Here is a 23,885-nt window from a genome sequence, read left to right as displayed (position 1 = left end):
GGCAGGTACCTCACGATCAGGTGGCCGAGGACGCGGCGAGGAACTCCAGGCTGAGCGGGTTGTACAGATCGGCCTTCTCGTGCTGCGGCCAGTGGCCGCACTCGTTGAACACCTCCAGCCGCGCCCCGGGGATCGCGGCCGCGATGGCCTCGGCCTCCGGCACGTCGCCGAGCGGGTTCTTGTTGCCCCACACCACCAGGGTCGGCGCCTTGATCCGGCCCATGCGGTCGGGCCGCAGCAGGTTGCGCTCGCGGGCCTCCGGCTCCTGGAGCGCGAGCAGATTGTGCAGGTTCCGCTGGAAGTCGGGGTGGTGGTAGATGTCGTAGCGGATCTGGGTCAGCTCCTCGCCCAGGTCCTCGTCCCAGTGGGCCCACAGCAGCCGCAGCCGCTCCCGGGTGAAGGCGATGTCGTCCTTGAGGGCCGCGTCGCTGGTGGACGTCTTCAGCCGCTCCATGATCGCCGGGTTGATCTTCGTGCCGCCCATGCACAGCAGTTGGAGGGAGGCGACCCGGTCCGGGTGCTCGCTCGCGGCCCACGACCCCACCCAGCCGCCCAGCGACTCACCGACCAGATGGGCGCGCTCGGCGCCGACGGCGTCCAGGTAGGCCATCAGGTGCTCGACGTACAGGGGGATCTCGGCCGGGCGGTCGGGCTTGCCCGTGTAGCCGTGGCCCAGCATGTCGATGGAGTGGCAGCGGTAGCGCTCGGCGTGCGCCGGGATGTTCCGTACGAACGCCTCCAGGTGGCCGGTCGTCCCGTGCAGGAACACCACATGCTCGCCGTCCTCGGGACCGGCCTGCAGGGCGCGGGTCTTGAAGTCGCCGGTGTCGACGTAGGTGTGCCGGTAGTCGATGCCCGACAGCTCGTTCCAGATGCTCATGACTGCCTTTCGCTGGTCTGCGCGGGGGTCTGTGCGGGGGCCTGTGCGGGATCGAGGACGGCGACCCCCATGCCGGTGAGCCACTCGGGTATCGGTTCATAGGCCAGGCGCCGGCCCGGGATGTGATCGAGCAGCGCGGACATCAGCAGCCAGGTGCGCAGCTCCTGGGCGCCGTTGCCGGCCGCCTTCTCCAGTTCCGCGGTGGTGTATTCGGTGAGGCGGTGCGCCTGCCCCCGCTCCATCCAGGACAGGAACTCCTCGTCGAACTCCGGGTTGAGCGCCGCCTCGGCGGCCCGGATGATCTCGCGGCGGCGCGCGTCGTAGTCCTGCCAGTTCTCCCGGCCGTTGAGCCAGGCCCCGACCATGAACTCCTCGTCCTCGCCGTCCGGGTCGCGCCAGTCCGGCCAGGGCAGCCGGTGGGACAGCCCGCCGGAGCCGATGACGGCCACCCGGCGGTCGCCGGGGAACGCCAGGACCGCCTCCCGGATCGCCCGGCCCAGCTGTTCGCAGCGCTCCAGGGTGGGCAGCGGCGGCGCGAAGACGTTCACCACGAGCGGTACGAGGTCGACGTCGAGCCCGTCGAGCAGATACTGGACGGCGTGCGACTGGCCGTGGTCGATCTGCAGCCGGGCGGAGAACGCCACGTCGAAACCGGACCGCTCCACGAGCGAGCCCGCGAGGTACAGGGCCAGCTCCCGGTCCACCGGCTGCGGGCCCTTCGGAGTGCCGGACTCGCCGCTGGCGATGCACTCGTCCACCCCGATGGTGAAGCTGGGTATCAGGTCGAGCCAGAACCCCCGGAAGTGGTTGGAGCCGATCAGGACCACCGTGTCGGGACGGGCCGCGGCCAGCGCGTCCCGCGCCTGGCCGAGGGCGTCCCGGAACCGCTCGGCGCGGTCCTTGTGGTACGTCTCCTCCCAGTGGGTGTTCATCAGCGTGCTGTGCGACGCTCCGACCCCCAGGACGATCTCGGTCATGCCCCTGCTCCTTCCAGCTCGTCGCGAGACCGGGTGACGGTGTCCACGGCCGTGCGGATCAGATGGCGCGTGAGCTTCTCCATGGCCCGGAGCGACACCGTGTTCATGCCGCGGGCGAAGTCGATCTCGAACGGCGCCTCCGCCACCTTGGGCATGCCGACCCGCACCGTGGGGATGCCACGGCCGCGCAGGATGTTGGCGTCGGTGGCGCCGCTGTTGCCGGGGATCACCTCGTGCTCGCGCCCCTCCAGCGCCTCCCAGGCGGCCGTGGCGCTGCGGTGGATCCACGACTCGCGCGGGGTGCGGGTGCCGGGGATCGCCAGCACCATCTCCGCCCGGACGTCGAGCCCGGACGAGGCGGTCCGCAGCGCGGCCAGCGCGTCCATGAACTCGCGCTTGGCCCGCATCGGTGTGATGTCCGGGCTGATCCGCAGGTCCACCATGAGGGTGCACACGGCGGGGGTGACCGCCGCCATCCGCGGCCAGCCGCCGCGGATGGAGGAGACGATGCCCTGCGGCGCCACCGTGCTCGAGGTGTGCCGCTCGGCGTACCCCTCGAACCACTTCTCCAGGTACGCGGCCACCTCCCCGGCGCGGGCGATGGCGTTGTCGTACGGGAGCCGGTGGCGGGAGCCCGCGTAGGTGTGGGTGCCGCCGACCGTCACCTCGAACCAGACCAGTCCGACCTCGTCCCACGAGACGGTCCAGCCGGGCTTGGCGATGACCGCGTAGTCGGTCCACACGCCCTGCTCCAGCAGGAACGAACACCCGGCGCCCTGGCCGGTGTTGAGGCGCGTGCCCACGGGCCGGGCGTTGGTGGGCATCCCGCCCGCGCCGAAGGCCGCGACCAGGTCACCGGTGAGCGGGACACCGGCCAGCGAGATCGCCTCGATGGCCATCATCACGCACGCCGCGTGGCCCTTGGGGTTGGAGGCGCCGAGCCCGGTGACCAGGTCGTCGTACACGGTGGCCGCGGGGCGCATGTCCTCGCGCAGTTCCGGGCCGATCCACGGCACGTCCTCGCTCTCCTCGCCCACCGTCAGGGTGTCGACGGGGGCGTAGAGCATGAGGTCGGGGCCGGTGCCGTCACCGGCCAGCCGCCCCCAGGCGTTGGCCTGGCGGTCGTCGAGGGGCTGGACGGCGGCGTGGCAGCCGGCGGCGCGCAGGGTGCCGGCGATATGGGTGGCCAGCGGGCCCTCGTCGCCGGTCGGGCTGGGAATGTTCACCAGGCCCGTGATCAGCTCGCGGAGCCGGCCGGTGCTGATGTGGCGGGCCGCGTCCAGGGTCCAGGAGCGCCGCCGCTCATCCAGTCCCGCCAGGCCGTCGGCGGTCACTGGTTGATCCTGTGGACCTGGGTCATCGTGGTCCGCGCGATGCGCTGTGTGGCCAGCGGGATCCCGACGGCGATCGCGGCGCCCAGCAGCAGGGTGAACAGCTTACGGAACATGTCATGCCTTCTCTTCGGGTGCGGATGCGCCACAGGCCGCGGCCAGCTTCTTGCCGTACTCCTCCTCGCTCAGGTTCCGCCAGGCGGTGAGCGAGATGTCGGGCCGGTAGAGCTTCTCCGGCGGCGCGTCGGTGACATCGACCATCCACGCGTCCTGGCCGGAGAACTGGCCGTGGAACAGCCATCGGATCGCGCCGAGGTACTTGGCGTAGAAGCGCAGGGTGTCCCAGCCCTCGGTGAAGTTGACCATCACACCGACGTAGCGGTGGTTGTCCTCGTCGACCGGGACGTAGAACTCGTAGTGGATGAACTTGGGGTAGGCGATGCGCAGCACGCCCGGCATCGACAGGGAGGCGAACCCGGGGAAGTCCTGTGCCTCGATCGTCGGATCGACACTGTCGGCCTTGCCGGTGTTGCCGATGTTGAAGGTCTCCTTGGGCGGCTGCATCTTCCACCACCGCTTGTTGGACCAGCGGCCCACCCCCGGGAACTCGGCGTCCCAGTGGACCTCGTCCTGGACCCGGAAGATCCACCGGCCGCGCGGCACGATCCGGGTGATGTTCCAGGTCGGCATGGGCTTGAACAGCCGCCACAGGGCCGTGCGGTGCAGATACTTGGCGTGGCCCTCGTCGAAGCCGTTCTCGCAGGCGAACCGCCAGTTGCCACCGCGCGGCTCGATCCGTCCGCCCATCACGAACGCGTTGGAGACGAGCTCCTCCGGAAGCTGGGAATCGATCGAGTGCGGCTCCTCGTCGGCGATCGGGATGTACACCCACACCATGCCGAGGCGCTCCTCGACCGGGTAGGTGCGCACGCCCAGCTTGCCGGTGAGCCGGCACCCGGGGCCGTCGGTGATGACCGCGGACAGCCGCCCGGTGGGCAGATCGAAGGTCCAGCCGTGGTACGGGCAGCTGACCGTGCCCGGGAACTGCTGGTTGCCCTCGGACAGTGGCACACCGCGGTGCGGGCACCGGTTGTGCAGGGCGTACGCCGTGCCGTTGTCGCGGATCAGCGCGATCCGCTCGCCGCAGATGGTGAACGGCAGCGGCTTCCCCGTGACCTGGCTGGACCAGGTGACCGGATACCAGTAGCCGCGGAAGCCCGCTGCCGCACCGTCGTAATGGGGCCAGGACGACCAGTCCTGGCGACCGGGCTCGGCGGGTTTTCTGCGGCGGCTCCGGACGGGGGTGGCCGTGTCGGGAGAGTCCTCGACCGTCATCGTGCGTGTCCTCCTGCTGCCGGTTTTCGGTGGACCCGAGCATCCGGCGCGGCGCGGATCCGCCCAAGGGATCCGGTCCGCTGAGCAGACCGCTCCCTCCCCGGCAAAGGACGAGACGGCGGCCGCGGCGGCGCGTCCCGCTGAGCGGACCCGTCCCGGTGCGCGGACGGCGAAGCGCGGTCTAGCGTGCGCGGGGTCCGCCACCGCCGAACAGGGCCGTGAGCCCGTGGATACGGAGCGAAAACGTGAGCCACCCGACGTCACAATCCCTGGTGCTGGAGGAGTTCGGCACCCTGCCGCGGCTCGTCGAGCGGCCGGTACCCGAGCCACGGCCCGGCCACACCCTGGTGCGGATGAAGTCGGCCGCCGTCAGCCACCTCGATCTGAACGTCGTCGACGGCAAGTTCGGCATCCTCCCCGACCTGCCGTCGGTTCCCGGCACCGCCGGCAGCGGCATCGTCGTCGCCTCCGATGTCCACCCCGAGGGGAGCCTCGTCCTCCTCCGCGGCAAGGCCCTCGGAATGCGCCGCGACGGCGCCTGGAGCGAACACGCGCTGGTCCCGGACGCCGCCGTGGAGGCCGTGCCCGAGGGCACGGACCCCGCCCTGGCCTGCTCCTACTTCTCGCCCGCGGGGACGGCGTGGGCCTCGGTGCACGCCGTGGCGGGCGTCCAGCCCGGGGAGCGGGTCCTGGTGACCGGGGCGGCCGGTGCGGTGGGCGCGCTCACCGTGCAGGTCGCGGCCCGGGCCGGAGCCGAGGTGATCGGCGTGGTGGGCCGTCCCGCCAAGCTGCCGCATGTCCCGGCCCCCGCCAAGGTGGTGCTCGCCGCCGACCTGTCCCCCGACGCGGTCGGCGGCCCGGTGGACGTGGTCATCGACACCGTGGGCGGGCCGGTCCTGCGCGACTCCCTGCCGCTGGTGCGCCCCCGCGGCCGGGTCGCCCTCGTCGGCTACACCGCGGGTCGTGAGTTCACCGTGGACCTGGCGGACTTCCTGCTCGCCGATGTGTCGCTGCTGCCCGTGAACCTGATGTCCCGGGGGAAGGAGGTCGCCGCCGACACCAGGCGGATGCTCGGCGACCTCACCTCCGGGGAGCTCACCCTGCCCATCGAGCACCATCGCACCGACGGCCTGGCGGAAGCCGTGGCACGCCTGCGGTCCGGGGAGGCGATCGGCAAGGTGGTCCTCGATCTCGCCTGAGGGATGATCTCGCCGGAGTGGTCTCATCCCGACGCGGGGCGCGGTCAGCCCATCAGGACCACGGCCGTGCCCCGGCAGCACACCACATCACCCTGCCCACCGTGCTCGACCAGATCCAGGGTGACCTGCCCCGTCTCCGGATCGACATCGCCGACCGTGCCGCTCACCACGAGCCGCTCCCCGGCGAGGGCCGGGGCCCGGTTCTGCCATCCGACCTCCAGCACCTGTCCGCCCGGACCCGCGAAGCCCATGGCGGCCCGGTGCATCAGACAGCCGTGCAGCTGCGCCATGACGACCGGGCCGTCCAGCCCCTCGGAACGCGCGAACCCGGTGTCGTAGTGGATGCGATGGGCGTTGCGGGTGACCGCCCCGAACCGCAGCAGGGTGACGGCATTCGGGGTGAACTCCACCGGTGGTACGGGCTGCCCCGGGTGAACCCTCATCGGACGATGAACCTCTCCCGCACCCGGACGAGCGTGCCCCGCTCCGCCGTGTACGTCTTCTCGACGGTCAGCAGCAGGAACGGCGTTCCGCTGCCCTTGCGTTCGACATCCGTGAGGACCCGGCGGACCTGGATCCGGTCGCCCGCCCTCACCTCGCCGGTGAACCGGATCTCCTGGCCGCCCGCCATCAGCCGCACATCCAGGCCGTCGGTGCCCGGGACCTCGTCGCGGTACATGCCGTCCGGCCGGAACTCGTCCCGGCCGGCGCCTCCCGCGCCGCGCAACAGGCTCACCAGGTACATCGGGTGGACGGTGAAGTCCGGGCGGCCGGGGTCGACCAGATGCGGGCCGGTCTCCCCGGCCGAGCGCGCGAACTCCGCCGCGTCCTCGGCCCGTACGACCCCCAGGTCCCGGTGTTCCGGGCGGCCGATCGCCGCCCTGGCCCGTTCCTCGGCAACTTCCCACGCGGACATGTGCTGCCTTTCTGCGGACGACCACCGCGGACACGTGCATCGCGGGCAGGTCCTCCGCGGAGACGATCTCTTTCGCGGCCCCGGCCTTCGCGGACGTGCCTCATCGCGGACACGATGGACCGGGAGGCTAGCCACCGCCCGGAGGCGGCCACCACGAGACCGGCCCGCTCAGCGGACCGGACCGCTTGGGCGGAGATCACCGGCACCACACCATCGGGGCATGGACCTCATGAACATCCAGAAGCCGCCGGAGGGCGCCCACGCGGAAGCGGACGGCGTCACGTACCACTACATCGAGCTGGGCCCGACGGGCGGCAGCCCGACGGTCTTCCTCCACGGCGGCGGCCCCGGGTGCACGGGATGGTCCGACTTCGGACAGGTGGCACCGCTGTTCGCGCAGGACCGCCACTGCTACCTGGTGGACATCCTGCAGTACGGCAAGTCGGCCAAGCCCGTCATCGAAGGCCCCATGTGGGACTACCACGCCGCCAAGACGGTCGCCCTGCTCGACGCCCTGGGCATCGAGCGCGCCGACTTCGTGTGCAATTCCTGGGGCGGAACCATCGCGCTGAACCTGGCCGCGAAGTACCCCGAGCGGGTCCGGTCGCTGACGATCACCGGCAGCATGCCCGTGTTCCACGGCCCGCTGGCCCCGCTGCCCGAAGGCGGCCGCCGCGGCCGCAACGCCCGTGATGTGTACTACGGCGGCACCGGCCCCTCCTGGGAGAAGATGCGGGACCTGATCGCCCGCCTGGAGTGGTACGACGCCGGTGCCGTCCCCGACGACACCGTCACCCTGCGCTACGAGCAGAGCCTCGACCCGGAGGAGACCGCCCTCGCCGGCGCCTCCGACAACCCCCGCGGCGACTGGCAGGACCTCACCGCGGAGCTCGGCACCATCCAGGCCCCCACCCTCTTCATCTGGGGCATGTACGACGCGTTCCTCACCCCCGACTATCCGCTGATGCTCGCCCGCATGGTCCCCAAGGGCAATCTGCACGTCATGGACCAGGTCTCCCACCACCTTCAGGAGGAGCGGCCGCACGATTACTACACGGCGGTCAGCGGCTTCCTGAACCAGCAGCACGCCTGAGCATTCCGCGGAGGAGATGTGAGCAAGCCGGCCGTACGCGTCGTCGAACTGTCCAGCCCCTTCACCCGGTTCGCGGGCCGGCTCCTGGTCGGCCTCGGATATGAGGTCGTCCTGGTCGAGCCCGAGGAGGGGGATCCGACCCGGTGGGAACCGAACGGCGACGCGTTCGTCCACTGGCACGCCGGTAAACGGTCCGTGACCCCCGCGTCCCCGGCGGAGCTGCGGCGCCTGGTGGAGGGAGCCGATGTCCTCCTCGACGGGACACCGGACGGTGCGCCGGAGGCCGTCGCGGGCCTGGACCACCTCGTCCACGTCCGCGTCACCCCCTTCGGGACCGTGGGCCCCCGCAGCCACTGGCAGGGCACCGATCTGGTGGTCGCCGCGCTCGGCGGCATGCTCGCGCAGGTCGGCGACCCGGACGGCCCGCCGCTGCGCCTTCCGGAGAACCAGGCGGAGCAGCTCGCCGGTGTGCACGCCGCGATCGCCGCGCTGCTCGGACTGCGGGCGCGGCGCACGGGGCCGGGCCAGCTCGCCGATGTGTCCGCCCAGGCGTGCGCGGCCGCCGCCCTGGAGGCCGGCACCCTCGCCTATCTGCACGAGGACCGGGTGCCGGGGCGCCCCGGCCGGGTGCATCCGCTGGTGCCGCACGGACTGTTCCGGGCCGCCGACGGCTATCTGGGCGGTGGCCTCGGCGGCAGCCCCCGCATGTGGGACGCGCTCCTGGCCTGGCTGCGCGAGGAGGGCGCCGAGGCCGACCTCGCCGAGCCGCGCTGGCAGGACCCGGTGGAGCGCAAGAAGTACCAGGAGCACGTCTTCGAGGTGGTGCAGGACTTCGCGGGCCGGTGGCCGAAGGCCGAATTCGCCGAGCTCGCCCAGTCCAGGAAGCTGCCCTGGGCGTCCGTCGACCTGCCGCACGAGATGCCCGGCAACCCGCAGCTCGCCGCCCGTGACTTCTTCCTCCGCGCCGGTGGCCGCACCGACCTGGGCTTCCCCTTCGCGTTCCCGGAAGGCCACCGGATCAAGGAGCTGGACGTCCCGGAACGGGGCGCGGACCAGCGGCTGCTGCAGGAGCACCGGCCGGCCCCGCGGGTGCCCGCGGCGTCCGCAAAACCCGCGCGGCCCGCCCTGCACGGCGTCCGCGTCCTGGACCTGACCTGGGTGCTCGCCGGGCCCTACTGCACCAAGGTGCTCGCCGACCACGGCGCCGATGTCATCAAGGTCGAGTCGCTGGGCCGTCCCGACCCCACCCGGTTCGCGCCCTTCATGCATCTGTCCCGCGGCCCGCACACCGATCCGAACACCAACGGCTACTTCAACGAGGTCAACCGCAACAAGCGCAGCCTGGCCCTGGACACCCGCACCGAGGAGGGCATCGCCGTACTGCGCGACCTCATCGCCTCCTGCGACGTCCTGGTGGAGAACTTCAGCGCCACCGTCATGACCAAACTGGGCCTCGGCTACGACACGCTCCGCGAGATCAACCCCCGCCTGGTGTACGTCAGCATGTCCGGCATGGGACACAGCGGCCCGCGCAGCGGCTGGGTGTCGTACGCGGACACCGTGTCGGCCTCCTCGGGGCTCACCGGCCTGACCGGATGGGGCCCGGACGACGTGGTCGGGGTGATATACGGCCACGGCGACATCGTCGCCGGTCTGCAGGCCGCGCTCGCCACCACCGCCGCCCTGGAACACCGGGAGGCGACCGGGCGCGGACAGCACATCGACCTCTCCCAGCTCGAGGCGATCGCCTCCCATATGGGCACCAGCCTGCTCAACCCCATCGAGCCCGCTGGGAACACCGATCCGCGGTGGAGCCCGCAGGGCGTGTACCGCTGCCTCGGCGCGGACCGCTGGCTGGCCGTCAGCGTCCGCGACGACGCCGAGTGGGCCCGGCTGTGCACGGCGATCGGACGCCCCGGCCTCGCCACCGACGAACGCACCCGCACCGCGGCCGACCGCGCACACCACGCCGACCTGGTCGACGGCGCCCTCGCCGGCTGGGCCAGGACCCTGCCGGCCGACGCCGCCGCCGAGCTCCTCCAGGAGCACGGCATACCCGCGGGCGCGGTGCAGGATGGCCGTGACCTCGTGGAACAGGACCCGCAGTTGCGGGCCAGGGGCTTCTACGTCCGCGCGGAACACCCGGTGGCAGGGGCCTTCCTGCACGAGGGGCCGCCCATCCGGCTCACCCGCACACCGGGCGGCGTCCGCACGGCGGCACCCGTGCTCGGCGCCGACACCGACGACGTGCTGCGCGAGGTCGCGGGGCTGCCACCGGAGCGGATCCGCGAACTGCGCGAGCGCGAGGTGCTGCGGTGACCTCCCTGACGATTCCCGGGCTGCTCCACACCGCGGCCCGGGACCACGGGGACCGCCCCTTCCTGCGGATCGGGGACACCGTCCGCACCTACCGCGAGGCGCGAGAGGCCGCCGCCACCATGGCGGGGGCCCTCGCGGCCCGGGGCTGCCGCCCGGGGGACCGCATCGCGGCGATGACGGGCAACCGGGTCGAACTCGTCGACCTGTTCCTCGGCGCCGCCTGGCTCGGCTCCGAACTGGTCCCGCTGAACACGGGGCTGCGCGGCAGCGGGCTGCGGAACGTCCTGGACCAGGCCCGCCCCACCCATCTGCTCGCGGAGGAGGAGACGGCGGAGCGCCTGCGTGCGGCCGGGTACCGGGGGGCGCTGTGGCTCGCGGGAGCGGATGATGTGCCCCGGCCGGGCCACGGCCCCGCCCTGCCGGCGGCCCCCGTCCGCCCCGGCGACACCGCGTGCGTCCTCTTCACCTCCGGGACCACCGGAACCTCTCGCGGGGTCCGCTGTCCCCACGCCCAGTTCGTCTGGTGGGGGCGCAATGTCTCCGGCGCGCTGCGCCTCACCGCGGACGATGTCCTCTATACCTGCCTCCCGCTGTTCCACACCAACGCCCTGAACGCGCTGGCACAGGCGATGACCGCAGGGGCGGCGTACACCCTCGCCCCCCGGTTCTCGGCCTCCCGGTACTGGCGGGAGGCGGCCGAGGCCGGGGCGACCGTCGTCTATCTGCTGGGCGCCATGGTGCCGATGCTGCTCGCCCAGCCGCCGGGCCCGCACGACCGTGCCCACCGGGCCGTGCGCGGGCTCTCCCCGGCGACACCGGCGCACGCCTGGCAGCCGTTCCGCGAGCGGTTCGGCGTCACCCTGATCGACGGATTCGGCTCCACCGAGACCAACCTCGTCATCGGCACCACCCCCGAGGAGCAGCGGCCCGGCTACATCGGCACCCTGCGCGACGGCTTCGACGCCCGCGTCGTCGACGAACTGCTCACCCCCGTCCCCGACGGCACCCCCGGCGAGCTCCTGGTGCGCAGCCACCGGCCGTACGCCTTCGCCACCGGCTACCTGGGCGAACCGGCGGAGCCCGCGGACGCGTGGCGGCGGACGGGGGACCGGGTGGTGCGTGAGCCCGACGGCTGGTTCCGGTTCGTGGACCGCATCAAGGACATCATCCGCCGCCGCGGGGAGAACATCTCCTCCTGCGAGGTCGAGACGGTCGTCCGTAGCCATCCCGCGGTGGCCGACGCGGCCGTCTTCCCGGTGCCGTCCGAGCTGGCGGAGGACGAGGTGATGGTCGCCGTGCTGCCACGCGCGGGCAGCCCCCTCGACCCGGCCGACCTGATCCGCCACTGCGAGCTCGAGCTGCCCCCGTTCGCCGCCCCCCGTTACGTGGACATCCTGCGCGAGCTGCCGCTCACCGAGACCGGCAAGGTGCGCAAGGCGGCGCTGCGGCGGCGTGGTGTCACGGAGACGACATGGGACCGGGTCACGGCCGAGGCCGGTCCATCCATGCGGTGACGACGTCGGCGAATTCCCCGGGCAGCTGCTCGGGCGCCGGTACGTGGCCGCCGGGCAGGACCGCGGTCTCACAGCCGAGCGTCGCCGCGAACTTCTCCAGCGCGGGCAGCGAGTAGTGGTCCTCCGGGGCGCATACGGCGAGTACCGGGGCCGTGATGTGCGCCAGCCGCTCCTCCATGCGGTACCGGTACACCGCCTGGTGTCCCTCCTCCACCCGGTCCAGCACGGTCAGCGCGTCGATCACATAGCGGGTCAGCGCGGCCTCCTCGCCCGCCCGGTAGAAGCCGCGGCGCCGGTTCCACAGCTCCACCAGATGCGAGCCGTCCGGCTTCGGATCGACATGGTCGACCGGCGGGCGCGAGGGGGATGCCGCGCGCTTGGCCTCGTCGACGAAGGCCGTGGCCGAGAGCAGCAGACTGCTGATCCGGTCGCCCAGCCGGGCGGCCACCTCCACGGCGACCACACCGCCGGTGTGATGGCCCACCAGGTGGAACGCGTCCAGCCCGAGCCCGTCGGCCATCGCCTCCACCCCGTCGGCGAACCGCTCGATCGAGTGCGGCCCCTCGGGCTTGGCCGAGGCGCCGAACCCAACGGTATCCATGGCGATCGCCCGGTGTGCCCGGCCCACCAGGGGCAGCACATCGGCGTACTCGGTCCAGGAACGCGGCGTCTGATGCAGCAGCAGCACCGCCTCGCCGGACCCGCACTCCGCGTAGTGCAACTGCCCGAAGGGACTGGGCGCGTAGCCCCGCCGCACCGTGTTCGCCATCGCCGTGAGCCGCCTTCCGATTGACACGGACCGCCCGCCCACTCTCGTCGCCGCCGAACGGGCCGGACCAGGCGAACGGTCCGCTGTCCGGACCCCCGTGCAGGCGGCCTCACGGCGTTGCCCCGGCCTGCCCCGGGCGGCCTACCTCGGTGAGGCGGCCAGCCGTACCGCCAGCCCGGTGAACACCGTCCCGCTGAAGACGTTCAGCCCCCGCGTCACCCGGCGGCTGCGGCGCAGCAGCACGGCGAGCTTCCCCGAGAGCAGGCCCACGGACCCGTCGACGCAGAAGCCCATGACCACGAACGTGACCCCCAGCAGCATGAACTGGCCCGGCACATGGCCGAGTTCCGGGTTCACGAACTGCGGCAGGAAGGCGATGTTGAAGAGAATCACCTTGGGATTGAGCAGGTTGATGAGGGCTCCCTGCCAGAAGGCACGCCGATGCCCCGGGCCGACGTTCCCGCTCTCCTCGCCCGGCAGCGAGCGGTCACGGAACGCCTTGACGGCCAGGTACAGCAGATACGACACCCCCGCCCAGCGCAGCACGTGATAGAGCGTCGGCAGCGCCGCGAACAGCGCCGACAGCCCCAGCGCCGCGGCCAGCGCGTGCACGAACATCGCGCACGCCACCCCGAACGCCGCCATGACCCCCGCGCTGGGGCCGCCCCGGCCGCCCATCGCCACGATGAACATCATGTCGGGGCCGGGAGTGACGCAGAGGACGAACGCGGCGAGGAGGAACGCCGTGTACAAGGAGGCATCAACCATGGGGGTCATGCTTGGGGCCGGAGGGGGCGGAAGCGAGTGAATTTCGAGGAGTGAGACGGGGCGGGTCAGCCTTTGGAGGGACGTGGGGCCCGCAGGTGCGCCCGCTCCTTCAGCTCCTCCTCGTCGACCAACGTGAGCATCGGCTGACCCGGCGCGCACACCATGGTCACGATGAACGTGGTCGGCGCGTCCGACAGGGCGTTGCCGTCCTGGTAGTGGATCACGTCACCACCCGGCTCCCAGAACGTTCCACCGGCCTCGACCACACGCTCCGGCTCACCCTCGAGCTCGAACCGGATCGCGCCCTCCATCACGTAGCCGAACGACGGCCCCGAGTGGCGGTGCGGAGGGAGCCCGGGGTGACCGGGAGGCCACTCGACACGGATGGTCATTCCCGAACCACCTTCGGGGAAGAAGGGCGGAGTGACGTCCTGCAGCACCTGGACTTCGGGTGGCAACGAGATTTCCGGCCGCTCGTCGGGGGCTCCGTGCGCTGGGTTCTTCTCGGACATGCACCACACCTCCGTAACCCTGCGGTGCGCCTTCTGCCTCGCTCAGATAGTCCTGAGACCACTCTGCCTCCCGTCGACGGCCGCCACAATCCGGGAGCCGGCGGCTTCGACGTTCACGTCCCGCAGCACGTGACCACCGGGTATCAAGATCACTTTCGCAAACAGACCTCGGCGGCGCCGCGCGCGGCGGCCCGGCCGGGCGGGGGTCTGGGCGGGTGTCCCCGAGTCCCGCCACCGGCCCGGGACCTCGGCCATGACAAGGCCGAGGACCAGCCAGAAGAGCATGGCGATCCGACCCAGGCTGGCCGGGTGGTCCACCGTGGCCGCGAGGAAGAACCCGTCAGGGCGGCGAGCCCCACGGCTCCGGCCACGGACTTCTCCCGGGCGGCGCGGACCGCCGTGGCGACGGCGATCACGGTCACCAGCACGATGCCGAGCAGACCGGCCACGCCCGCTTCGGCCAGCCAGTTCAGCTACATGTTGTGGGCGTGGACGAACGTCCGGCCGCCGGTACGGCGGCGGAAACCGCGTCCCCGGCCCGCCCCAGCCCGACACCCAGCGGATGGTCCACGGCGAGGTCGACGGCCGCCTTCCACGCCTGGCCCGGACACCGAGCGCGTCCCCGGCCCGCGACACCACCCACAGCGCCACCGTCACGGCCACCAGCCCGGCCAGACCCACGCCGTCAAGGTCCGCACCCCCCCACGGGCCGAGGCGGGGGCGAGCCAGTACGCGCCGCCGAGCACCAGCAGGCCCGCCGCCGCGACACAGCCCGCCCGGGAGAACGTGGTCAGCACCGCGCCGTAGCCGATGAGGCCCATGCTCACGACCGCGACGCGGGCCGTGCGCTCGGCGACCGTCACCGCGGTCAGCAGGGCGATTGGGGTGAGCAGCACCAGGAACGCGGCGAGCAGCTTGGGGTTGGCGAAGGTGGCGGTGGCGCGGATCATCGACCCGGGCCCACCGCTGTCGCAGTCGACGTCGGTGAAGAGACCGGTGCGGCAGAAGCCGGTCGGCACCTCGTTGGTCACCTGGGTGAACGCCGAGGTGGCAGCCGCCGCCACGGCAGCCGCCGCCACGGCAGCCGCCGCCACGGCAGCCGCCGCCACGGCGGCCGGCGCGAGCAGCGCGACCGCCCGCCAGGACTCCTGCTGCGCCCGCCGCATCCCCACCAGCAGGTAGAAGGTGGCGAGGGCGGTCATCAGGGCGCGCAGCGGCGCGTCGGGGTGCCCACCGACGTACGTGGTGGCGACGGCGCTGAGGAGGAGCAGCGCGATGGCGGGGTCGAGCCGGGTGCGGAACGTGGCGAGCCGCGGCGCCGTCACCGCCGTCGCGACCAGCCGCGCCGGCACGGCAAGGCGCACCGGTGTGATGACGCCGACCAGAGGGGCGTCCGGGAAGAAGTCGGTGGAAGCGTCGAGCATGACGATGGCCGTAGCCACCAGCGGAACGGCCTGGACCATCGCGCGCACAGGTGCCATGGCGCACCAGCGTGTCCGGCCGCAGGTACCGGCAGACGGCACGCACGCGAACAGCGGGAAGCGCCCTCACGTCCGGTGCGCCCCCGACCAGTCCGGACCAGGCCGGATCCGTCCCGACGGGGCCGATGCCCACACGGACCGGGCCCGCACATCAGGTGGCCGCGGCACTCCCGGGAGCCGGGGTGGCGAAGGGGCGGAGCGGGACGATGCCCACGCTGTGGCCGCTTCGGTCCAGCAGCCGGCCCATGTGCTTGACGGTGCGCAGCACCACCGAGCGGTCGTCGATGGTCAGCTGTGGCAGCCGCCTGGACAGATGCGCCTCGAAGGCGTGCACATCGCCGGCCGCGCGCAGCCAGACGTCGATCACGAGGTTGTGCGGGCCCGCCGTGATCGCACACGACCGCACCTCCCGCACCCCGGCCAGCGCCCGGCTGGTCTCCTCCAGGCGCTCGGCCGGTACGGACGCGAAGTACACCGCGGCCATCGGCCACCCGGACATGGGCCGGGCGAGGTCACAGCGCAGGCACACCCGCGAGCCGAGCAGCGCCCGCAGCCTCCGGCGGACCGTGGTCAAGGGCGCCCCGGCGCGCTCCGCCAGGTCGCTGATGGCCATGCGCCCGTCGACGCTCAGCAGTTCCAGGAGCCGCACATCCAAGGGGTCCCAGCCGGTCGCTCCCGGCGGGAGCGGTTCGACCGGCGGGAGCGCCGCCTCGAGCCGGGCGCACTGCGCGGCGTCCAGAGCGCGAAGCCGCCACCGGCTTCCCTCGGACGGCAGGGCCGTCGTCACATGCGTACGTGTCGCCCGCACCCCTGGCGCGCCCCGGAAGAGGAGCGTGCTGAGCTGGGCGAGCTCACCCAGGTCCGAAGCCTGCAGCGCGATCAGCAGATCCCGGCTTCCCGCCGTGAGCTTGACGTTCGCCACCGAGGGTTCGGCCGCCAGGGCCTCGGCCACGTCCTCCCCGACCCCGGGCTCGGTGTCGACCTCGACGATGCCGGTCACCACGACCCGGGAGTCGGACAGCTGGGGATAGGCGGTCACCCAGGCCAGCCCCGCCTCCTGGAGCCGCTGCCAGCGTCGTGCGGCCGTCACCGGGTTCACCGCGAGGACATCACCGACGAGTGTCCACGGGGCTCTGGGATGGATCTGCAGCGCGTGCACGAGGCCACGATCCAACTCGTCGAGGTCATGCGCGGCGTAATCCTGCGTTTGCATGAGCGGCGCTTTTCTGCGTATCGCATGTGAATCTCGATGGAATGCTGCATGATAACACCCGAAACATGCGATGGATCGACACTCCTCCCCACCAGTTCCCTCAACGAGGAGTGAGATCTCGCTCATGACGGATGCCACCACGTCCGAGACCACCAGGACCGCTCTGCGCGTGGAGAACACCACGTTGATCGACGGCACTGGGGCGACCCCGATCGCGGACGCCGTCGTCATCGCCGACGCCGAAGGAACGATCACCTACGCGGGCCCGGCGGCGACCGCGCCCCCGGCCTCCGGCGACGCATCCACCGGTCGTGTCATCGACGCGGGCGGCCGCACCGTGCTGCCGGGCTTCTTCGACTGCCACACCCACCTCGCCTACGCCCATGCGACACCGCCCGGCCGCCGCGGTGAGCTCGACCCGGTCCTGGTCACCTACGACACCGCCACCCGGCTGCGGCAGACCCTCGACGCGGGCATCACCACCGTCCGGGACCTGGGCGGCCTGGCCACCGGATACCGCACCGCCGTCGAGACCGGGCGGATCGCGGGCCCCCGGGTGCACACCGCCGTACGCATCATCAGCCACACCGGTGGCCACGCCGATGTGCGCCTGCCCGACGGTACCGACCTCAGCGGCGGTGAGATGTCCGAGCTGGCCGACACCGTGGACGAGGCGCGCCTGGCCGTGCGCAAGGTGCTGCGCGCGGGCGCCGACCTGGTCAAGATCTGCGCCACTGGCGGCATGGGAAGCCCGTACGACCAGCCGGACGACGAGGGGCTCCTGGAGGAGGAGATCCGCGCCGTGGTCGACGAGTGCCGGCGCCACGGCGGCAAGCCGGTGGCCGCGCACGCCCAGGGGAATGCGGGCATCCTCAACGCCATCCGCGGCGGCGTCACCAGCATCGAGCACGGCTACGGCCTGGACGACCGGGCCCGGGAGATGGCGGGGGAGCGCGGCGTATTCGTCGTCCCGACCCTCTCCACCGTCTACGCGGGCATCGACAAGGCCACCATGGAGCCCTATCACTACGAGAAGAAGGTGCGCTGGTCCGGCATCACCAAGGAGAACATCTCCCGCGCCATCGAGCAGGGGACCAGGATCGCGCTCGGCACCGACGCCGCCGTCTGCCCGCACGGACAGAACCTGATGGAGCTCAGCTACCTCGTCGACCTGGGCATGGACCCCATGGACGCCATCGTGGCCGGCACCCGGACCGCCGCCGAACTCCTGGGCGTCGCCGACCGGCTCGGCACGCTGGCCCCCGGCCGCGTCGCCGACCTCGTCGTCTGCGAGGGAGACCCGCTCGCGGACATCGGTGTCCTCGGCGATCCCGCCAACGTCGTGTGCGTCGTGCAGGACGGCCATGTCCGCAAGGACACCAAGGGCCTCCTGCCGTCGGCCGCGCCGGCCGGAAGGCGGCCCTGATGCCGGCGGTGACCGGATTGCCCGCCCCCGAGGGCACCTCCCCGGACAAGGAGCGGCGCGGCGGCCTCGATCGTGTCCTCTCCTTCATCGAACGGGCCGGCAACGCCCTGCCCAACCCCATCGTGCTGTTCGCCGGGCTCTTCGTGCTGCTGGCCGTCCTCTCCACCGTCCTCGCGCTCATCGGCATCTCCGTCACCGTCCCCGGCACCGATGACACCAAGGACATCGGCGGGCTGCTCACCGGTGAGGGGCTGCGCTGGCTGCTGGAGAACCTGATCCCCAACTTCGCCACATTTCCGCCCATCGGCGCCGTCCTGGTGCTGATGATGGTGGTCGGACTCGCGGAGAAGACCGGCCTGCTGGAGACCGCGATGCGGGCCTCACTGGCCCGGGTGCCGCGCGCCGTGCTGCCGTACGCGGTGGCGGTCATCGCCAGCCAGGCGCACATGATGAGCGATGTCGGCGCCATCGTGCTGCCCCCGCTGGCGGCGCTGGTGTTCAAGAGCGCCGGGCGCCATCCCGTGGCGGGCCTCATCGGCGGCTTCGCCTGTGTCACCGCGGGCTACGCGGCCGGATTCACCATCGGCTCGCTCGACGCCCTGTACGTGGGCATCACCCAGCAGGCCGCCTCGGTGCTCCCGGCCGCCGAGGACCTCCATATCCATGTGCTCATCAACTACTTCTTCACCGCCGCCAGCAGCGTCGTCCTGGGGCTGCTCGGCGGATTCCTCATCAGCCGCGTCCTCGAACCACGTCTGGGCCCCTACCAGGCGGCCGAGGGTGGCGAGACCCCGCGGGAGGACCTGACGCTCACCCCGGTGCAGCGCAAGGGGCTCGCGTACACCTGCGCGGCCGTCGGCCTGTACCTGGCGGCGGTCCTCGCGCTCTGGCTGCCATCGGGCGCCCCGCTGCGCGGAGAGGGTGGTGCCTTTGTGCCCTCGCCCGTGCTCAACGGTGTCGTCCCGGTCCTCTTCGGCGCCTTCCTGATCGCCGGGCTCACCTACGGCTTCACGGTCAGGAAGCTCACCGGCACCGAGGACGTGGTCACCGCCATGACCGACTCGGTGAAGAACATGTCCGGGTACATCGTGATGATGTTCTTCGCGGCCCAGGTCATCGCGCTCTTCACCTGGTCCAACCTCGGGGTGCTGCTGGCGGTGAAGGCCGCCGCGCTGTTCAACGCCATAGGTGTGACGGGCTTTTGGGCGATCATCGCGTTCGTCCTGCTGGCCTCCTGCCTCAACCTGGTGATCCTCTCCGGATCCGCCCTGTGGTCCCTGGTCGGTCCCGTGTTCATCCCGGCGTTCATGCTGATGGACATGAGCCCGGCGCTCAGCCAGGCGGCCTTCCGCATCGGTGACTCGGCGACCGGCGCCATCACCCCGATGAACCCGTATCTCCTCCTCATCCTGGCGATGGTCCGGGAATACGAACCGGAAGTCCGCTTGGGGACCCTCATCTCCCGGCTCGCCATCTTCGTGGTGCCGTTCCTGGTGGTGTGGCTGGCGATCCTCGGCATCTTCTACGGCCTGGACCTGCCACTCGGTCCCGGAGCGCATATCGGCGTCAAATGACGCTTCCCGATCACACGGTGGTGCCGTCCCCACACCCATGGGGACGGCACCACCGTGTGATCGGGTGTTGCCGCCTACCGGTGTTCGTTCTCCCAGATCACCCTGTTCACCGGGGCGGGACGGGGGAGCGGCTGTCCGTCCAGATAGAGGTCGACCTGTTCGTTGTAGAAGGCGACCAGCCCCGCGATGGGGGACACCTGCCGGGTCGGGAAGTCGTACGCCCAGGCGAGGTCCGGGTAGGTGGCCGTGTCGGTCCGAACAGCCCAGTAGCCGCTCGTTGTCCCTTTGTACGGACAGCTGGTGACGGTGTCGGTGGGCTCCATGCGCGTCCAGTCGAGATACACCCGGTCCAGGTAGTAGCGCGTCGGAAGCCCGGTCTCCAGCACCATCACCGAGTTCGGGGCGTCGGCCAGTACGGTGCCGTCCAGCTCGACGCGGACACGGCGGCCCGACCGGAGTGCGTCGACGCGGGTGTAGGGGCTCCTGGGGTGGACGAACACCTGCTCGTCCTCCTCGAACCAGGCGTCGATGGCCTCCCACCGGAAGCTGACGTGGCCGACGATGCCGGAGGGCGCGTCCTCGCCCCACTCCCAGGCCGCGCCCGGGCGGGTGAGCGAGCCTAGTTGGAGGGTCTGGCGGCGCGCTCCGCCGACCTTCAGCGTCAGGTCCCGGCCCTCGTCGACCAGGGCACCCTCGCCGATGTCGGCGCGGGGCACGCAGTACTGCGGATAGCCCGGCCAGAGCCACACATAGCGCGCCCGCACGGTGTCGAAGACCAGGCGGCCGGCGATGTAGCCGCGGATGCGGCGCGGTACGGGCTCCACTTGTCCGACCGGAACGATCATCCCGGGGTAGTCCGGCGGGTACTCCGTCATGCCTCTTCCAGGGCCTCTCCGAACTCGCGCAGCGCCTTGCCGTGCTGGCTGTGGGCGAGCCCGTGCCCGATTGCAATGGCCGCCGCGACCGGCCATTCGATGACCTCGACCGCGGCGAGAAGGCCGACGCCCGCGAGAAAGCAGAGCTGTTCCTCCGACGGAAGCTCCACCCGTCGCCCCCCGAAGCAGACGGTGACCGAATGACGCGAGCAGACGCGGTCGGCCGCGGCGCGGGGCCCGTGGGATCCTCTCCTCGCGGCCGGAGCCGGTGCCCGGGAGTCTGCGCTGGTGGGAGGTGGTGTCTTGGTCGCTCTGGGCATTGCTTCGATCCGTTCATCGGCCTGTGATGGACATCCGCGCGATGACACTTCCACCCTAATCCCACCTGCACGGCTCATGCCCGATGGCAGCTACTTGCCATGATTTCGGCCGGTCCGGCGAGAAGCATGGGGTTGCGTCCACGGCCGGTGTATGCGGTCCGAGTGGCTCGCTCCGGTTGCGGCCAGGGGCTCGCCGAAGCATCAGTGACGGCCTTAGCTTCGAGCCGAATCGTGGCCGCCGGTCACGGCTGATGCAACGGAGGAAGCGACCATGAGAGCGGTTTTACGCAAGGCACGGGTGGGAGCGGTTGTCGCCACGGCGGCGGTACTGGGACTGGCGGGGACGGTGGACGCGCAGGCCCTCGGGGCGGATCGGGCGCGTACCACGGCGGCCGCGGCTCCCAGCACCGCCGCGGCCGTCGACTACCAGACGTGGAAGAACGACGTCGACAAGGTGATGGACCAGGCGCTTCCCTACATACAGGAGCGCATCCAGAACGGCGGGGGGCAGAAGCAGGCGATCGTCCTCGACGTGGACAACACCTCGCTGGAGACGTACTTCCAGCTGTTCCCGCCGACTCCCGCCGTCGAGCGGGTCCTGGAGCTCAGCCGCTACGCGAACGAGCGTGGAGTGGGCATCTTCTTCATCACCGCGCGTCCGGATGTCCTCGAGCAGGTGACCCGGGGCAACCTGGTGCACGTCGGCTACCCGATCACCGGCCTCTACCAGCGGTCACTGGGGGACATCTTCGGTGACCCGACCGAGTACAAGACGGCCAAGCGGGCGGAGATCGAGTCCCTGGGCTACACCATCATCGCCAACATTGGAAACAATCAGAGCGATTTCGTCGGGGGACACGCTGAGCGCACGTTCAAGCTGCCTGACTACGACGGCCAGTTGTCCTGAATCGGAATAGTGGGTTCCGGCGGTTCCCCGCGGAGGGCCGCCGGAGCCCGTCCGCCGGTAGCCGTGCCTCCGCTTTTCCCCAGGGGGGATGCCGGATATGGGTTTCCGGTTGCCTGGAGGCGAGAATCCGCACTCTACAATGAGGTTTCCCCCATTGTCTTTAGGGGTTCGACCATTCCCCGCGCTGGGAGCGGATGGGTATAGTCCAGCGCCATGGTCGGTCAAGGTAAGATCGTTGCGTCCTTGCTCGCAGGGGACGAGGTGCCCATGGAAAGTGCGTGCCACGTTCTGAGCGCGGACGATGTGGTCGAACAGCGATCTCCCTGTTCTCCCTGAACTGCCTTGATCCCATGGCGTACTCGTGAGTCGCAACCCTTCCTTTCGGCAACAACGCCGGGTTCAGGACGTAATCCCAGGCTTCAGGGGGAGCTGTGCCAAGCTCTTGCAATGACGCGTTCATCATCGCTGAAAATTCCACCGGTCCGGATCCCGAACCAGACCCTGATATCACACCGTTAAGACCGCGGGGCGCGGTCTTCAGCGGGGAGATAGAGCGCATGCTCCTGGAGGCCGGCCGACTCGTCAAGACGGCCGTCGACCGCCATCGCAGCGAAGAACGGCTCCTGACCGAGATGGAGCCGGAGGAGGGCGTGGACGCCGCCGAGCACGTCATCGAGTCGGCGCAACAGCGCCTCTCCGTCGTGTTCACCGGCGGCAACGACCAGCGGGCCGCCAGGCTTGTCGCGCTGCTGGGCAGGGCCGTCGCCCGAGGGGTCGACGTGCGTCTGCTGGGGCGGGTGGGGCTGATGGACGAGCGGTACCTCCTGAAGTGCCTGGAGAAGTACGCATCCGGAGTCGACGTCAGACTCATCGGAGAGCCGCTGCACGGAATGGTGCTCGCCGACGGCTCGGTGAGCGTGGTGTGGACCGGTTCGGACAAACTCTCGCGCGAGGCGGTGCTGGTGCGGGCGCCGGCCGTGCTGCGCAATCTGCGCACCCTGTTCACGATCTCCTGGAACGGCAGCGCGGCGCTCGAGGACCACCGCCGCCTCAGCGTCCGGACCCGCAGCGTCATGGCCCGGCGGATACTGATGGCGCTGAGTTCTGGGCGTACGGACGAAGCCGCGGCACGGGAAATCGGTATGTCGGTCCGCACCTATCGCAGGAACGTAGCCGAAATCACCCGTGAACTCGGTGCGAATTCGCGATTTCAGGCCGGCGCCCGCGCGGTGGAGCTCGGTCTGCTGCCATATGTGGATCCCGTCGATGATGAGGACTCGCAGCCTGCGTAATCACCCGGCAGTGGTCAGAACCTGTCAGGAAGAGTCGGCTCTCCCGAACTCCCCCGCACTGTCTGGCAACTTGTTGTATGGGCCTTGCAGGGGAATGAGCGGCGAATGTAGGAACTTCCCAGCCTCTCATGCATTGCCCGATCCGCTCCCTGCGAGGAATGACATCCGGTGAATAGCGCGATGATTGAAGTGACGGACTTGAGCCGGTCCTATGGCAGCACACGGGCGCTGGACGGTGTCAGCTTCCGGATCGGGGAGGGCGAGGTTCTGTGCCTGCTCGGCCACAACGGAGCGGGCAAGAGCACGCTGGTGAGCATCCTCGCCACCGCGCTGCCGCCCAGCCAGGGCACGGCGCGGGTGGCCGGATACGACGTGGTGCGCGAGGCCCGTGAGGTACGTCGGCGCATCGGCCTGACGGGACAGCTCGCCGCGGTGGACGAGAACCTGTCCGGCCGGGACAACCTCATCCTGGTGGCCCGTTTGCTCGGCGCGAGCCGCACCGAGGCACGGGCGAGAGCGGATGAGCTCCTGCAGACCTTCGCCCTGACCGGTGCGGCCGACCGGGCGGCGGCCACGTACTCGGGAGGCATGCGCCGCCGCCTCGACCTCGCCAGCAGCTTCGTCAGCCGCCCCCAGGTGCTGTTCCTCGACGAACCCACCACCGGACTCGACCCGGTCAGCCGCAGCGGGCTGTGGGACTCGGTCCGCTCTGCGGTGGCGGGCGGCACCACCGTCCTGCTGACCACTCAGTACCTCGAAGAGGCCGAACAACTCGCGGACCGGGTCATCGTGCTGGGCCGCGGCCGGACCATCGCCGACGGCTCGGTATCCCAGCTCAAGGAACAACTCGGCGTCAGCTCGGTCCGCGCCACCCTCGCCGAACCGGCGGCCGAACCGGCCGCATGGGCCGCGCTGCGCCACGCGGGGCTCGAGCCGCAGCCCGGTGAGCCCGCGGGCACGGTCTGCGTCCCCGTGCGCGAGTCCGCCGCCCTGGCCGCCGTCGTACGGGCCCTGGACGACGCGGGAGTGGCGATCACCGGTATCTCGCTGTCCGAGCCGACTCTCGACGACGTCTACGTGGCCCTCGCCGAGGGGCTGTCCGACCTGCCGGTCCTCTCCTGATCCCACCCCCGGGCCCCGGCCGACAGGCCATGCCCCACGACCGCCGCGGGGCGTCCGCCGGA

General features: G+C 71.1%; 22 protein-coding genes. 9 read left to right on the top strand and 13 right to left on the bottom strand.

Going from position 1 to position 23,885, the window contains the following annotated elements; translation table 11 throughout:
- Nucleotides 1–16 precede the first annotated feature (16 nt).
- The 4 genes from ACFYOY_RS37700 to ACFYOY_RS37685 form a co-directional block, all read right to left on the bottom strand.
- Nucleotides 17–880: an alpha/beta fold hydrolase gene (locus ACFYOY_RS37700; RefSeq protein ID WP_388592143.1), complete on the bottom strand. Its 864-nt coding sequence runs from the start codon at nt 878–880 to the stop codon at nt 17–19.
- Nucleotides 877–1,857: a catechol 1,2-dioxygenase gene (locus tag ACFYOY_RS37695; RefSeq protein ID WP_351901514.1), complete on the bottom strand. Its 981-nt coding sequence runs from the start codon at nt 1,855–1,857 to the stop codon at nt 877–879. The genes ACFYOY_RS37700 and ACFYOY_RS37695 overlap by 4 nt, the downstream gene beginning before the upstream one ends.
- Nucleotides 1,854–3,191, bottom strand: a complete 1,338-nt coding sequence (locus tag ACFYOY_RS37690) for a M20 family metallopeptidase (RefSeq protein ID WP_388592140.1) — start codon at nt 3,189–3,191, stop codon at nt 1,854–1,856. The genes ACFYOY_RS37695 and ACFYOY_RS37690 overlap by 4 nt, the downstream gene beginning before the upstream one ends.
- 114 nt (nt 3,192–3,305) lie before the next feature.
- On the bottom strand, nt 3,306–4,523 hold the full coding sequence (locus tag ACFYOY_RS37685; RefSeq protein ID WP_351901518.1) for a Rieske 2Fe-2S domain-containing protein: 1,218 nt from the start codon (nt 4,521–4,523) through the stop codon (nt 3,306–3,308).
- 245 nt (nt 4,524–4,768) lie between these two features.
- Here ACFYOY_RS37685 and ACFYOY_RS37680 point away from each other — a divergent pair, with 245 nt between their 5' ends.
- Entirely contained in the window at nt 4,769–5,722 is a 954-nt protein-coding gene (locus tag ACFYOY_RS37680) for a zinc-binding alcohol dehydrogenase family protein (protein ID WP_388592138.1), read from the top strand.
- 44 nt (nt 5,723–5,766) lie between these two features.
- Here the strand turns inward: ACFYOY_RS37680 and ACFYOY_RS37675 are convergent, their stop codons facing one another.
- Together ACFYOY_RS37675 and ACFYOY_RS37670 are read right to left on the bottom strand one after the other, a co-directional pair.
- On the bottom strand, nt 5,767–6,165 hold the full coding sequence (locus ACFYOY_RS37675) for an acyl dehydratase (RefSeq protein ID WP_351901522.1): 399 nt from the start codon (nt 6,163–6,165) through the stop codon (nt 5,767–5,769).
- Nucleotides 6,162–6,638, bottom strand: a complete 477-nt coding sequence (locus ACFYOY_RS37670; protein WP_388592136.1) for a MaoC family dehydratase N-terminal domain-containing protein — start codon at nt 6,636–6,638, stop codon at nt 6,162–6,164. Before ACFYOY_RS37670 ends, ACFYOY_RS37675 begins: the two co-directional genes overlap by 4 nt.
- A gap of 220 nt (nt 6,639–6,858) precedes the next feature.
- Here ACFYOY_RS37670 and ACFYOY_RS37665 point away from each other — a divergent pair, with 220 nt between their 5' ends.
- The 3 genes from ACFYOY_RS37665 to ACFYOY_RS37655 are packed head-to-tail and all read left to right on the top strand — an operon-like array spanning nt 6,859 to nt 11,564.
- Nucleotides 6,859–7,731, top strand: a complete 873-nt coding sequence (locus ACFYOY_RS37665; protein ID WP_351901526.1) for an alpha/beta hydrolase — start codon at nt 6,859–6,861, stop codon at nt 7,729–7,731.
- 18 nt (nt 7,732–7,749) lie between these two features.
- The gene (locus ACFYOY_RS37660) at nt 7,750–10,050 is read left to right on the top strand and encodes a CoA transferase (protein ID WP_351901528.1); all 2,301 of its coding nucleotides are present in this window, start codon (nt 7,750–7,752) and stop codon (nt 10,048–10,050) included.
- A complete protein-coding gene (locus ACFYOY_RS37655; RefSeq protein WP_388592134.1) occupies nt 10,047–11,564 on the top strand; it encodes an AMP-binding protein in 1,518 nt (505 codons plus the stop codon). Before ACFYOY_RS37660 ends, ACFYOY_RS37655 begins: the two co-directional genes overlap by 4 nt.
- Here the strand turns inward: ACFYOY_RS37655 and ACFYOY_RS37650 are convergent.
- The 5 genes from ACFYOY_RS37650 to ACFYOY_RS37630 form a co-directional block, all read right to left on the bottom strand.
- Complete coding sequence (locus ACFYOY_RS37650) at nt 11,533–12,333, bottom strand: alpha/beta fold hydrolase (protein ID WP_388592132.1); 801 nt, start codon at nt 12,331–12,333, stop codon at nt 11,533–11,535. The two genes, ACFYOY_RS37655 and ACFYOY_RS37650, sit on opposite strands and share 32 nt — an antisense overlap.
- Nucleotides 12,334–12,474: 141 nt before the next feature.
- Nucleotides 12,475–13,101, bottom strand: a complete 627-nt coding sequence (locus ACFYOY_RS37645) for a LysE family translocator (RefSeq protein WP_388592131.1) — start codon at nt 13,099–13,101, stop codon at nt 12,475–12,477.
- Nucleotides 13,102–13,166: 65 nt separating this feature from the next.
- Nucleotides 13,167–13,613, bottom strand: coding sequence for a cupin domain-containing protein (locus ACFYOY_RS37640; protein WP_388592129.1), 447 nt, complete (start codon nt 13,611–13,613; stop codon nt 13,167–13,169).
- Between the two features lie 653 nt (nt 13,614–14,266).
- A complete protein-coding gene (locus tag ACFYOY_RS37635) occupies nt 14,267–15,094 on the bottom strand; it encodes a hypothetical protein (protein ID WP_388592127.1) in 828 nt (275 codons plus the stop codon).
- Nucleotides 15,095–15,245: 151 nt separating this feature from the next.
- Nucleotides 15,246–16,307, bottom strand: a complete 1,062-nt coding sequence (locus tag ACFYOY_RS37630; protein WP_351901541.1) for an Lrp/AsnC family transcriptional regulator — start codon at nt 16,305–16,307, stop codon at nt 15,246–15,248.
- A gap of 124 nt (nt 16,308–16,431) precedes the next feature.
- Here ACFYOY_RS37630 and ACFYOY_RS37625 point away from each other — a divergent pair, with 124 nt between their 5' ends.
- Nucleotides 16,432–17,733, top strand: a complete 1,302-nt coding sequence (locus ACFYOY_RS37625) for an amidohydrolase family protein (protein WP_351901543.1) — start codon at nt 16,432–16,434, stop codon at nt 17,731–17,733.
- Entirely contained in the window at nt 17,733–19,307 is a 1,575-nt protein-coding gene (locus ACFYOY_RS37620; RefSeq protein ID WP_351901545.1) for an AbgT family transporter, read from the top strand. The genes ACFYOY_RS37625 and ACFYOY_RS37620 overlap by 1 nt, the downstream gene beginning before the upstream one ends.
- 74 nt (nt 19,308–19,381) lie before the next feature.
- On the opposite strand, the gene ACFYOY_RS37615 is transcribed toward ACFYOY_RS37620, so the two are convergent.
- Nucleotides 19,382–20,182, bottom strand: a complete 801-nt coding sequence (locus tag ACFYOY_RS37615; protein ID WP_351905875.1) for a DUF427 domain-containing protein — start codon at nt 20,180–20,182, stop codon at nt 19,382–19,384.
- Nucleotides 20,179–20,352 carry a hypothetical protein gene (locus ACFYOY_RS37610; protein ID WP_211121609.1) on the bottom strand — a complete coding sequence of 58 codons (174 nt, stop codon included), beginning with the start codon at nt 20,350–20,352 and terminating at the stop codon, nt 20,179–20,181. Before ACFYOY_RS37610 ends, ACFYOY_RS37615 begins: the two co-directional genes overlap by 4 nt.
- A 421-nt stretch (nt 20,353–20,773) precedes the next feature.
- On the opposite strand from ACFYOY_RS37610, the gene ACFYOY_RS37605 reads away from it, so the two are divergent.
- From ACFYOY_RS37605 to ACFYOY_RS37595, 3 genes are all read left to right on the top strand, one after another.
- The gene (locus ACFYOY_RS37605; protein WP_351905879.1) at nt 20,774–21,409 is read left to right on the top strand and encodes an HAD family acid phosphatase; all 636 of its coding nucleotides are present in this window, start codon (nt 20,774–20,776) and stop codon (nt 21,407–21,409) included.
- A gap of 557 nt (nt 21,410–21,966) precedes the next feature.
- Nucleotides 21,967–22,701, top strand: coding sequence for a TrmB family transcriptional regulator sugar-binding domain-containing protein (locus ACFYOY_RS37600; protein WP_388592123.1), 735 nt, complete (start codon nt 21,967–21,969; stop codon nt 22,699–22,701).
- Nucleotides 22,702–22,881: 180 nt separating this feature from the next.
- Nucleotides 22,882–23,823: an ATP-binding cassette domain-containing protein gene (locus tag ACFYOY_RS37595; RefSeq protein WP_351905885.1), complete on the top strand. Its 942-nt coding sequence runs from the start codon at nt 22,882–22,884 to the stop codon at nt 23,821–23,823.
- Nucleotides 23,824–23,885: the final 62 nt, after the last annotated feature.

This window comes from Streptomyces sp. NPDC007875 (genome assembly GCF_042868035.1).
GTDB lineage: Bacteria > Actinomycetota > Actinomycetes > Streptomycetales > Streptomycetaceae > Streptomyces > Streptomyces antimycoticus.
Note: the sequence above shows the minus strand (reverse complement) of the source record. Positions and strands in the feature narration are given on the sequence as shown.